Raw genomic sequence first — 12,658 nt, 5'->3', positions numbered from 1 at the left:
ACCCTTTCTAAGGTAATACCAATCAACGGCAGGCCCAACCCCAGCCCCGGCCTCACAGGATTACCACATGCCTCAACGCCACCCTGCTTCCCGAATTTCGCTGGCGCTGCTGATCGCCGGCATGGTCAGTTTGGGTATGCTGCTGTTAACTCTTGTCATGGTCGGGCAGAGCTTTCTGGGTATGGAGCGGGCCAAGGTCACTGCCGCCAGCTCAGCCGCGCACCAGTTGCTGATAAACGTCGACGATCGGCTGCGCACGTTGACCACCCCGTCCGCCGCCACCATGGCGCTGTTAAGTCATGATCCACTGGGCCGGGCCGTCACCCTGGCCGAGCGGCTCGAGCGGTTGCCGGCCATCAGCAGCATCCTGCAGGCCAGCGATGTCGCCAGCGCGATCTACGTCGGCTATCCGAACGGCGAGTTCTTTCAATTACGTAAAGTCAAAAGCTCAGGTTCCGTTCAATTCCCTGACGCACCACCCGGCGCGGCCTATTTTGTACAGGGATCGGCCGCCCACGGCAGCAGCGAACAGAGCCTGCGACGATTCTACGATGCACAGATGCGCCCCCTGGCAGATCGCAAGCTTGAGGGCCAGATTTACGACCCCCGCACCCGGGATTGGTTCAGGAACGCCATCCGATCCACCCAGTCCGAACTCGCCCCACCCTACGTCTTTTTCACCACGGGAGAAACCGGCATCACCTTCTCCCACATGGCCAGCGAAGGTGGCGCGGTGTTTGGCATGGACGCCTCCGTCAGCGATATCACGGACCAGTTATCCGAACTCAAACCTACGCCCAATACCCACGTTGCCATCTTGAATGATGACGACAAGATTCTGGCCCACACCGGCCAAGGCGAAACCAACCACCCGGTCCTGCTGGCCGCCGTCCATCAACAAGGACAGACCATTGCCGACAGCTCGGTGCGGCGTTTCAAGGTAAATGACCAGCACTGGTATGGCACCACACGAACGTCCTCTCTGCTTCCGGGAGAACAGCTGACCGTTGCCGTGGTGATACCTGCCGAGGAAATTCTGAAACAGGTCTGGGAGCTATTGACCCGACAAGCGCTGATTGCCGGTTTGATCGGGCTGGTCATGACCATTCTTGGCTGGATCCTTGGCCGGCGAGTGGCCAAGCCGCTGGAGGCGCTGACCGATCACGTGAGCCAGTTGTCGCAGTTTCGTTTCGATACCTGGGAAGCGCCTGCCTCAAAAGTTCGCGAGGCCCACAAACTGGGCTCGGCCCTGGATAATATGGCCAGTTCCATCAGCAGCTTTCAGCGTATTGCCAATGTCCTGAACCGGGGCCAAAACCTCGACGGGCTGTTACACGACATCCTGACCCAGATCATCAGCATCGTTGGGGAGGAGCGCGGCGGTGTCTATCTCTTTCGCCGGCAGTCGGAAACCCTGGGCCTCGCCGTCGACAAAGACCCAAATCTGCCGAGACAGATCGGCGGTATTGCCGCGACACAGGACGATGCCAGCGTTATCCAAAACCTGCGCCAACGGCTGTCCGGCAACCCCCTCGTGACCATACTGCGAAACCGGGACGGGAAGCTGGTCGGGGCGCTGGTGATTGAAATGGAACGTGGCGATCACGAACGCCTGAGCGATGAGCTCATTGCCTTTGTCCAGCAGATCTCCGGCTCCGCCGCGGTGGCTATCGAGACGCAGGAACTGATCGAAAGCCAGCAGGCCATGCTGGACGGCACCATCCAACTGGTGGCCAATGCCATTGACTCGAAGTCCCGACACACCGCAGCGCACTGTTCCCGGGTTCCGCAACTGGCCGAAATGCTGGTAGACGCCGCAACCGCCAGCAATAAGGGTGTTTTCGCTGACTTTACGATGAGCGATGAGGAACGTTACGAGTTCAGGCTGGCAGCATGGCTGCACGACTGCGGAAAGATCACCAGCCCCGAGTATGTGATCAACAAGGCGGTCAAGCTGGAAACCATTCACAATCGCATACACGAGATTCGCACCCGCTTTGAGGTCCTGCATCGGGACGCTGACATTCGCTACCTCAAGCGGCAACTCAAGGGCGATGACGAAGCCGCCGCCCGACAGGAACGCAACGCCACCCAAAAGCGACTGCAGCAGGAGTTTGCTTTCATCGCCAGCATCAACCACGGCAGCGAAGCCCTGTCCGCCTCCGACATCGATCGCATCCACAACATTGGCCGGCAAACCTGGCAACGCCACTTCAGCGACCGCCTCGGACTGTCCTGGGACGAAGAGCAGGCTGCCGCCGAACACCCGGAGCCCATCCTGCCAGCGGCCGAACCCCTGCTCAGCGACAAACCCGAACACACGCGCCCCTGGGGTGAACACCGCCCGCCCGTTCAGCGCGACGATCCCCGTAACCGCTGGGGCTTCGACATGACACTGCCGGATTTCGCCGCCAACAAGGGCGAACTGCATAACCTGACCGTTGCCCGGGGCACGCTGACCCCCGAGGAACGCTTCCGGGTGAACGAGCACATTGTGCAGACCATCTGCATGCTCGACGCCCTGCCCCTGCCGGATCGGCTGGCAAACGTGCCCCGGTTGGCGGGCACCCACCACGAACGCATGGACGGCCAGGGATATCCGCGCCGGCTGACCCGAGACCAGTTGAGCATTCCAGAACGCATTATGGTGCTGGCCGACGTATTCGAAGCTCTGACGGCCTCCGATCGCCCCTACAAGGAAGCCAAGTCTCTCACCGAATCACTGGGCATCGTGGCCAGAATGGTCAGTAACGGCCATATCGATCGGGACGTTTTCGAACTGTTCATCCGCTCCGGCACCTACCGGCGGTACGCCCAACGGTTTCTTGATCCGGAACAGATCGACCGGGTGGATGAACGGCTGTTCATGACCCCGGACTGAAAACCCCGTATATTGAACAGACACTTAAACGACATATTGAGGAATTGCTGATGCTCGTTGCGCTGTTTTTCGGCGGCATGATTGGCTACGCGTTCGGCCGGTTTCCAGGCCTTCTGATTGGTGCCGCTCTGGGTGCCTTCGCCTTCAACCTTCTGAAAAGTCGCCTGCTGGGCAAACTTCAGGATATCCAGGCCGGATTCGTGGAGTCGGTCTTTGCCGTTATGGGGGCTCTGTGCAAGGCCGATGGCCAGGTCACCCGCGATGAAATCCAGGTGGCCGAAGCCATGTTCGTGCGGTTTCGACTGAATGAAGCGGCCAAGGCGAAAGCGAAGGACGCGTTCAGCCGCGGCAAATCACCGGATTTTGATCTGGACGCCGAACTGGCGCACTTTCTGAAAATCAGTGGCCGACAACCCGCGCTGTTACAGATGTTCCTGCAGGTTCAGGTCTCTGCGGTGGCGGCCGACGGCGTTATTCACCCGGCGGAACACGCCATGCTGGTTCGGATTGCCCGCGGGCTGGGGCTGCCAGAGAGCCAGGTGGATCAGCTCGAAGCCATGTTGCGCGGCTCCTTCAGCGGGCACGCCGGCGGTGGCGCAGCGCAGCGTTCAAGTTCCCAGCAACTGGAAGACGCCTACAAGGTTCTGGGCGTTTCGCCGACCGCCTCTGACGACGAGCTCAAAAAGGCTTACCGTAAACTGATGAGCGAAAACCACCCGGACAAACTGGCCGGAAAAGGCCTGCCGGAAACCATGCGGGAAATGGCGGAAGAACGGACCCGGGAAATCAGCCACGCCTACGACATCATCAAGGACGCACGCAAAAAGGCCAGCTGATGGGCGGTTGATGGGCGCGGCTCAGAACCAGCGGGGCACACGGGCGCGATACTGCTCGTAGGCCTCGCCGAACTTTTGCAGCAGGTCTTTCTCTTCCTCCCGCGCCTGGCGCGAAACCACCAGCATTCCCACCACCAGACACACCAGTGAAAACACACTGGGCAGTGCCAGGAAAAAGCCCCATTGTCCGGTCATCACGGCCAGAAACAGCGGGTTCCGGGATTTTTCGAAAGGACCACAGGTAATCAGGGTGCGTTTGTCCTGGCGCGGATCGATGCCGGATCGCCACTCTTCGTGCATGAACGCCTGCAGATAGTTCACCGAGGTATAAGACACCAGCATCAGCGCGAGCCCCAACAGGAGCACTGGCCACTGGTAGAGGGCATCGAAAACTCCGAGCCAGTCATCAATATCAACAAATATCCGGGTCAGACAGACCGCCAGAATGAGCGCCCGAAACACATTGAATGTGTGCCGGTGCCACCAGCTCGCCGCGCCCCGGGCGCCGTAATTGATATGGGAAAACCCCATACGCCGGAACAGCCCTATGCTGCGACTGGAAAACTGCAAGCCGATCATCAGAAAGAAGATACCCAGAAAATGGCGTACCAGCGGTTCGATCACATCCATGGAAGTCGTATCCGGTTTCAGTCGTGTTTTGAGTTTATTGTCATTATTCCCTTGTGCAACGGGTCTGGGAACCAGGCACACCTGGATTATTGACACCATCTGTGCGCTCTTTCCCCAAATGACATACTCCTGGCGAACCCGATGCACTACAGTACGGAAACGCAGCGATCCGCCTGCTTCAAACACCACAGGAGTTTGCATGTCCGAGCCGGTTCACGCTTTCACAGACGATGCTCTGCAGACCGATGACGCAACCGCTCTGGCCCAGCGCATCCGCCAGGGCGAGCTGTCCGCCACCGAGCTGACGAAGGCCGCCATCGACAGGGCTCGGGCAGTCGATGGCCAGCTGGGCACGTTCGCAAGCACCGCCTTTGAACAGGCCGAAGCCGTCGCGCTGCGCATAGACTCAGGTTCTGACAGTAAGGGACAGACGTTCTTTCGCGGGGTTCCAATCGCCATCAAGGACAACACCGACATCAAAGGGCTGCCAACCCAACACGGCTCCGATGCCGTGCCTGCGTGCCCCGCATCCCGCACCAGCCCCGTGGCCAAACAGCTGCTGGCACAGGGAATGATCTGCCTGGGCAAGAGCAGCATGCCCGAATTTGGATTCAATGCAACCACCGAACCACCGAATCAGCCCGTCGCCCGCAATCCCTGGAACCCGGATTATTCCACCGGCGCATCCTCGGGAGGCTCCGCCGCGCTGGTGGCTGCAGGGGTGGTTCCCATGGCCCACGCCAACGATGGTGGCGGTTCCATACGAATTCCGGCCGCCTGCTGTGGACTGGTCGGGCTGAAACCGTCACGGGGGCGCCTTGTCAACAATGACGCCGCGACTGCGCTGCCCATTAACATTTTGAGCGATGGCATCGTCAGCCGGTCAGTTCGGGATACGGCCAATTTCTACCGTGAGGCAGAGCGTTACTTTCGCCGGCGCAGGCTTCCGGCAATCGGCACCGTCAGCGGGCCGTCAGGCAAGCCCCTTCGAATCGGCGTGGTGGAAGATTCCATCACCGGCCACCCCACCGATCAGGAAGCCCGGGAGGCGGTTGCGAGCACCGCCCGCCTGCTGGAAAAGCTGGGACACAGGATCGTGCCTATGGAGGTGCCTGTCGCGGCCACCTTCGCTCAGGACTTCGCCCTGTACTGGGCCTTCCTGGCGTTTGGCGTCACCACCAACGGCCGGCTGATGTTTCATCGCGAATTCGACCGGCGAAAAGTCGACGGCCTGACTCGTGGACTGGCGAAAAAGTTCAGGAAGGAATTCCACCGATTACCCTTGGCCCTGTGGCGGCTTCGCCGCTCTGCACAGGAGTACGAAACGGCCATGGCCGGGCTGGATGCTTCCCTGACGCCGGTACTCGGCCACGCCACTCCGCCCCTCGGGCACCTGAGTCCGAACGTGCCCTTCGATGACCTGTTCGATCGCCTGATCCGTTATGTGGGATTTACTCCGCTGGCCAACACCACCGGGGCTCCGGCCATCTCACTCCCGGCGGGTCTGGGCAGCAACGGGCTGCCGCTGTCGGTTCATTTCATGGCCCGTCACGGCGACGAACGCACCTTGCTGGACCTTGCCTATACGCTCGAGGCAGAGCGACCCTGGGCAATTCTCCCGGGCCGCGCGCCAACGCGTTATGCGGGGGTTAAAGGGGGATTGTCGACGGGCTGACCCGAGGCCCGCCAGGGAACTACGCGGTTCCGGCCGTCGCCCTTGGCTTCGTAAAGCGCCTCGTCCGCCAGACGGAACAGTTCCTTGGTGGCGTCGGCCTCCGTGGGCAGCATCGTGCAAACGCCGATGCTGACCGTCAGATGGACCGTTTCCCCGGACACCCGAAAGCCCGTGTTTTCTACCTCGGCACGAATCCGCTCCGCCACTCGCAGGGCACCTTCCTCGGGAGTATTCGGCAACAGGATGACAAATTCCTCGCCACCATAGCGAGCCGCCAGATCCTGTGGCCGGGTCACGTGCTGACGGATGGTACTGGCAACCATCTTCAGGCAATCATCGCCCACCAGGTGGCCATAGGTGTCGTTAAACTTCTTGAAGTGGTCGATATCCAGCACCAGCAGAGACACCGGTTCCTCAAACCGGAAACCATGCACCACCGCGGACTGGAAGGCCGTGTCGAAATGCGCCCGGTTTTTCAGGCTGGTCAGGCCGTCGGTGGCGCTCAGCTCAAGCAGTTGAGCGTTCAGTTTTTCCAGGTCACGGGTCCGCTCCTGAACCCGTGCTTCCAGCTGCGCGTTGGCTTCCTGCTGGACGTGAAGGGATTTTTCCTGCGCCAGCCGGACTTTACGCTCCTCCCGCAATAACCGCTGCTGGGCCAGGAAAGCCGCGCGCTTTTCTTTGTTCAGGCGATCCGCCAGCGCGATCGACAGCAGGATGACACCCAACGCAGAACCAATCTGGGTTGCGTTTTCGGTAAAGAAATTACGCGGCAGGAGCGTGAATTTACTCAATCCCAGAATCACCCCTCCGGACAACCAGAATACCCACGCCACTGTGTAGAAACGCGCCGCGGGGTGCTTCTGATACCAGCGGATGCAACCGAACACCAGCATCAACACGCAGTAAACGAAAGCCATGATGATGGTCGGAACAATCAGGCCACTGTACGGAAGCACCAGACCCGCCAGGGCCATCAGGCCGGACAGGACGGTAAGCGGCAACGAAACCCGGTACATCACGGGCGTGGACGTCGCTCTGATCGACAGGAAACGGACGGTAAAGACGGCTCCGAAACACATGGTCAGATTAAGGAACACAATGATCGCCTGGTCATTCCACCAGGTGGCCTCGGGCCACAGGTACTGGAATCCGGTGCCACGCAGGCTGGCCATGAACAGCGGCATGGCGGTGATGTAGCACACGTAGTACAGGAAGCTGCGTTCCCCCATCGCCATGTAGACGAACAGGTTGTACAGAATCATCACCAGGAAGATCCCGTAATACACACCTTCAAAGATGTTCACTGACTGGTCCGAGGTGTAAAACGCATCCTCGCTCCAGAGCGTCAACGGCACCTGCATCGAACTGGTGGTATCAACCCGCAGGTAGACCGTGGTTGTCTCTCCTGGCCAGAGTTCGAGCGGAATAACGAAGTTACGGTGGTTGATCGGGCGGTCATAGAAGGGCTTCTTGTCGCCCATCGTGTATTGCCCGGCGACGCTCTGGCCCTGAACCACGTATGCCTGGACGTCATCCAGCACCGCGTAAGCGATTTCAAGGAAGGTTGGGACAATCGTCGGCGTTCTGGAAACAACACTCAGCCGGAACCAGTAAACGTCGCTGCCATAACCCAGACTGACAGTATCCGCGGTATTTTCCGTCCAGGTCTGTTCCGGCAGTTGCCGGACCTCAGCAAAGGACAGGCCAGCCGGGGGTTCCTGCACGTAATACACGTGCTCCGCGACATTCAGGCGCTGATTATGGACCTGCCAGTCCACCGTTCCCGCCCAGGCATAACTTACAACGAGCCAGCCGAAGAGCACCCACACCGCCGCCAGAAGTTGTCTCACACTCAACACCATTACTTTGTTGTAATTTTTCAGTTTGAGTATCGCCCACTTCCGTGGCGCAGGTCCGCACGAACAATAAAAAACAGCATTTTAATACAAACGGATACAGTGCCCCTCTCCTACACTGTTCCATAGATGCTGACTCGAAATACGGTTGGACAGGACGGGCACAAATTGCCATCATTAGCCGACCATTTTTCAAGTACTTACAAGCACCTATCGTGCCAGACGTGCCATGAGAAGGAATTCTTGAGCCAGGTTCGGCGTACCCGGAACAGAAAACGAGAGCGATGTCAGAGAACCGATTGTTTACGGATTTTCACGAGCGACTGATGAAGCTCAGCCACAGCCCCGAATTCATTCAGGATGAGCGGGAGCAGAAACTGGCTGCGCTGACCGAACTGTGTGCGTCAGCGCTTGAGGTAGAGCGGGTCAGTATCTGGCAACTCAGTCACGGTCACGAACAGCTCACCTGCGAATACCTGCATGATGCGAAAGCCGAGGCATCCGGCGCTCCGCGCTACGATTCAACCCATCCTCTGGTCCTGCTCGGCGACGAGCATCCGCGCTACTTTGAAGCGCTGTGCAATGCCCGCGTGATTGACGCCTCTGATGCGCAAACGGATGAACGAACCAACACCTTCTCCAAGGGCTACCTGACGGCGCTTGGCATCCAGTCCATGCTCGACGCGCCCATTTTTGACGGCTCACGCCCAAGTGGTGTCATCTGCCTGGAAGCCATGCATCGCCGGACCTGGACCTTGCCCGAGCTGTCCTTTGTTGCAGCACTGGCAGACACCGTCAGCCTTATCAACACCCACGAAGCGTGGGTGGAATCCAAGCGCAAGCTGGATTACGTGACCCACTTCGACACATTGACTGGCCTGGCCAATCTCAACACCCTGCGCGAGCGCATGGGATACCAGATCAGCAAGGCGCGCCGACACGGGCACCATCATTTCCTGCTGATCTGGACCGACCTGGACCGGCTGAAAACCATCAATGACGGCCTGGGCCCCCAGATTGGCGATGCCGTCATTGCAGAGATTGGCCGGCGCCTCGGTGAAATGCACGTACCTGGCAAGGATGTACTCGCCCGTATCGGCGGCGACGAATTTGCCCTGCTGCTGACCACCGTGCCCAGGGGTCAGGAGTTAGACAAGCTGAACAGGCGCATTCTGGAAACGATCAGTCAGCCGATCGAAACACAGGGTCAGAGCATCAATGTGACGGCCAGCCTGGGCACCTGTCGATTCCCCGGCGATGGCCGCGATGTCGACGACCTGCTCCGAAGCGCTGAAGCGGCGATGTACCATGCCAAGAGCCAGGGGCCGAATCAGGCCCGCCCGTTCGACAACTCGATTCAGGCAACGGCGCGCTCAAGATTCGCCCTGGAACGGGAGCTGAGACTGGCGATTCATGAACGAAAACTGGACGTCTTCTACCAGCCCATCTTCGACAATTCCGGCAAGCAGATGGTCGGTGCCGAGGCGCTGGTACGGTGGCACCACCCGGAACGAGGGCTGTTGCCACCCATTGAGTTCCTTGAGGTGGCCCGGGGTGCGGGATTGATGCGGGAACTGGGCGAGTGCGTGCTGCACCGGGTATGCCAGGATATCCAGCATGCCAGCCGGCAAAAACTGAACCTGCCCGTGATCAGCGTTAACTTGGCTTCGGAGCAGGTCCTGGCGCCCAACCTGCCCGAAGACATCCAGGCCATCTGCGCCGAATATCGGGTGTCACCGGGCCGACTGCACTTCGAAGTGACCGAGGACGCCATCCAGGGCGACTCCCAGATCCTGCGCAACACCCTCACAAAACTGGTGGAAGCCGGCTCAGCCCTCTCGATCGATGACTTCGGCACCGGCTACTCCTCGCTCTCGCGGCTCAAGTCACTGCCATTCTCACGCATCAAGGTGGATCGCTCATTCATTCGCGACATCCCCGGCGACGAGGACGACTGCGCCATTACCTTATCGATTATCGGTCTGGCCCGCGGGCTGGGGCTGGATATCGTGGCCGAAGGTGTGGAGTCCGAGGAACATGAACGCTGGCTGCGGGCCCACGACTGCCAGTTTCTTCAAGGCTTTAAATACAGCAAACCGGTTCCTTTCAACGAATTGGTCAGCAAATTCCTCAGTCCTGCGAACGCCCCGGCACACCACTGATCCGGTGCATCAGTTCGTCAATCGCTTCACGATCCGGAAAAATTGAAAGCACCTGCCTGAACGATTCCTCAGGCGGGGCTGAAATCGACAGCCACGCACCCGTTTCAGGGTGAGGAAACCGGATGCAGGTCGCGGCCAGCATCAGCCGCGCTGCGCCAAACCGGTCCGCGAAGTACCGGTTGTGCCGCCCTCTCCCATGGTTCGCATCCCCGATGATCGGGTGGCTGATGTGCTTCATGTGGCGGCGCAACTGATGCTTTCGACCGGTCTTCGGTTCCAGTTCCACCAGGGCGTAGCGGCTGGTGGGGTATTTCTCGATGGTCACATCCAGCTGTGTCGTGGCCAGGGTTCTGTACTGCGTTAGCGCATCCCGAACGGTCTGCTCTTCGCCTTTCCGGCGCCGATCTTCCGGCTCGTCCCGCAATGGATGGTCAATGGTCCCCTGCCCTGCCGGCCAGCCCCGCACAACCGCCAGATACTGTTTCTGTATGTCCCCCGCCATCATCCTTAAGCCCAACGTTCGGGCGACATCCGGGTCACGTGCAAACACCAGCACTCCGGAGGTGGGCCGATCCAGCCGGTGTAACGGGTAAACGTGTCTGCCACCGTTGATTGCCCGGGCATATTGCAGGGCAAACTCGGTTTCATGCTTATCGATAGGGCTTCGGTGCACCAGCAGCCCTGCGGGCTTGTGGACGGCCAGCAGGGCATTGTCTTGGTATAGCGGTACGAGAGGGTTCATTGCTTAAAGCCCGAAGAGAAAACTACAAAATTTAACAAAAACAAGGACATAAAAACCGAAAAACTGTAATAAATTTGAAACAAAATGGTAAACAAGGTACAGGGACGTCTTATATGAAGTGGTATTCACGAAGTATATTAAGCAAAGTACTCACCTGCGTTTTACTGACCAACCTCATCATCGCAATCTCCGCGGTATTATATCTCCAACCTTCGATCGACACCCAAAAGGGTTATCAGGAGCTGATTCAGAACGAAGCCCGGCACTCGCTTGAGTCACTGGATATCCTCGTCAACTTCAAGACCCAGGTTCAGGAGTGGAAAAACGTTCTGATTCGGGGTTCAGACAACAGCCAGCTGGACAAATACTGGGGCCGCTTTCAGCAACGGGAGGCCGACATCCAGGCCAGCCTGGACCGCCTCATTCCGCAACTGCAGGATACCGAAGCCAAAAATCTGCTGACCCAGTTCCGCGATGCTCACCAGCGCATGGGAGCCGCCTATCGCCGAGGCTATCAGAGTTTTGTCAGCGCCGGTTTCGACTCGGGCGCGGGCGATCGGGCAGTATCCGGCATCGACCGGGAGCCAGCCGAACTCATTGAGCGGGCAACGCAAAGAATCCGAGAGCGCACGGCGATCGACGCCAATGCGTTGGCGTCATCGATGACCGACAGTGTCTGGCTGATCGGCGGACTGATGTTTGCGGCCATTATTTTCGGCACCCTGGCGTGCGTCATCATCCTGATCCGTGCGGTGGTCGAGCCTGCGAAACGTCTCGCCCAGCAACTCAACAAACTCAGCCGAGGCGACCTGTCCGAACCGATTGCCCTGAACCGGCACGATGAGCTTGGCCAGGTTGCCGACAACGCGAGGATTCTGCACGGCTTCCTGTCAGAAATCGCGGACCTGCTGCAGAACAACTCGACCCAGCTTGATCGGACCGGTCAGGTTTTCCGGACCAACAGCAACCGAGTGGCTTCCCAGTCACAAGAAGCCCACCAGCGAATCGACCAGATTGTCGCCGCGATGGAAGAAATGTCCGCCACCTCTCTGGAAGTGGCCAGGCATGCGGCGGGGGTGGCCACCGAAATTGAAAAAATTACGGTAGAAACAAAAACAGCGGACAGCCAGATCAACCTGGCGGCGGAAAGTGCCGAACGCCTGACGTCCCAGATCCGTAACTCTGCCCAGACGGTCAATCAGTTGGCCAGTGACGGACGCCGGGTCGGTGATGTCATGCGGGTCATCCGCGAAATTGCCGATCAGACCAACCTGCTGGCGCTCAATGCCGCCATTGAAGCGGCCCGGGCTGGCGAAGCCGGACGCGGCTTCGCGGTGGTGGCCGACGAAGTGCGCACCCTCGCAGCCAAGACTCAGGAAGCGACGGTTGAGATCGACCAGATCATCGGCGCCATTGGCTCGGCCTCCGAAGTCGCCACCGAGTACATGGAACAATCCGAGACGATCGCCCGCTCGAGCAGCGAATCCGTTGAAGCGGTGCGTCGCACTCTCGCAGAAATCACCCGCCGCATGGTCAGTGTAAACGACGCCACCACGCAGGTGGCCACCGCAGCCGACCAACAAACCAGCGTGACCGAAGACGTCAATCGAAACGTCACAGAGATTGCCCGGATGTCTGAGTCGATGAATCAGGCGGCCAGCGAAAATATGCAACGTATTCCTGAACTCGACCGTATGGCGAGCCAGGCCAGCGAACTGGCGAGCCGGGTCCGCGCCTAGTCCGGCACAGGGTACCCGTCGCCAGACCGGTACCCATTCCTTCCCCTTCTCCTGTCCTCGCGTTACCAGCGCAAACGTCCTTCAAACCGTTACCCTGCTCGGTACCGAGGGCGGCAAGCCATGACCCTCTTTCTGTC

Annotated in this window: 8 protein-coding genes; 5 read left to right on the top strand and 3 right to left on the bottom strand. The window is 59.3% G+C overall.

Features of this window, described 5'->3' with window-relative positions; translation table 11 throughout:
• Positions 1-67: 67 nt before the first annotated feature.
• Together LPB19_RS08900 and djlA are read left to right on the top strand one after the other, a co-directional pair.
• Positions 68-2,881 carry an HD domain-containing phosphohydrolase gene (locus LPB19_RS08900; RefSeq protein ID WP_206642579.1) on the top strand — a complete coding sequence of 938 codons (2,814 nt, stop codon included), beginning with the start codon at positions 68-70 and terminating at the stop codon, positions 2,879-2,881.
• Positions 2,882-2,931: 50 nt separating this feature from the next.
• On the top strand, positions 2,932-3,717 hold the full coding sequence (djlA, locus tag LPB19_RS08895; RefSeq protein ID WP_206642578.1) for a co-chaperone DjlA: 786 nt from the start codon (positions 2,932-2,934) through the stop codon (positions 3,715-3,717).
• Between the two features lie 21 nt (positions 3,718-3,738).
• Here the strand turns inward: djlA and LPB19_RS08890 are convergent, their stop codons facing one another.
• A complete protein-coding gene (locus tag LPB19_RS08890) occupies positions 3,739-4,347 on the bottom strand; it encodes a methyltransferase family protein (protein WP_206642577.1) in 609 nt (202 codons plus the stop codon).
• 199 nt (positions 4,348-4,546) lie between these two features.
• Between LPB19_RS08890 and LPB19_RS08885 the strand changes: the two genes are divergently transcribed.
• The gene (locus LPB19_RS08885; RefSeq protein ID WP_206642576.1) at positions 4,547-6,022 is read left to right on the top strand and encodes an amidase; all 1,476 of its coding nucleotides are present in this window, start codon (positions 4,547-4,549) and stop codon (positions 6,020-6,022) included.
• On the opposite strand, the gene LPB19_RS08880 is transcribed toward LPB19_RS08885, so the two are convergent.
• Positions 5,986-7,872 carry a sensor domain-containing diguanylate cyclase gene (locus LPB19_RS08880; protein WP_228289072.1) on the bottom strand — a complete coding sequence of 629 codons (1,887 nt, stop codon included), beginning with the start codon at positions 7,870-7,872 and terminating at the stop codon, positions 5,986-5,988. The two genes, LPB19_RS08885 and LPB19_RS08880, sit on opposite strands and share 37 nt — an antisense overlap.
• 290 nt (positions 7,873-8,162) lie before the next feature.
• On the opposite strand from LPB19_RS08880, the gene LPB19_RS08875 reads away from it, so the two are divergent.
• Positions 8,163-10,040, top strand: coding sequence for a sensor domain-containing phosphodiesterase (locus LPB19_RS08875; RefSeq protein WP_206642574.1), 1,878 nt, complete (start codon positions 8,163-8,165; stop codon positions 10,038-10,040).
• On the opposite strand, the gene LPB19_RS08870 is transcribed toward LPB19_RS08875, so the two are convergent.
• Positions 10,009-10,782 (bottom strand): pseudouridine synthase, encoded by a 774-nt coding sequence (locus tag LPB19_RS08870; RefSeq protein WP_206642573.1) that lies wholly within the window; start codon positions 10,780-10,782, stop codon positions 10,009-10,011. The genes LPB19_RS08875 and LPB19_RS08870 overlap by 32 nt on opposite strands.
• 113 nt (positions 10,783-10,895) lie before the next feature.
• On the opposite strand from LPB19_RS08870, the gene LPB19_RS08865 reads away from it, so the two are divergent.
• Positions 10,896-12,521, top strand: coding sequence for a methyl-accepting chemotaxis protein (locus tag LPB19_RS08865; RefSeq protein WP_206642572.1), 1,626 nt, complete (start codon positions 10,896-10,898; stop codon positions 12,519-12,521).
• The last annotated feature ends 137 nt before the right edge of the window (positions 12,522-12,658 follow it).

The organism is Marinobacter salinisoli, from assembly GCF_017301335.1.
Taxonomy (GTDB): Bacteria; Pseudomonadota; Gammaproteobacteria; order Pseudomonadales; family Oleiphilaceae; genus Marinobacter; species Marinobacter salinisoli.
The sequence above is the reverse complement of the archived record's forward strand: the minus strand, read 5'-3'. Positions and strand labels throughout refer to the sequence as shown.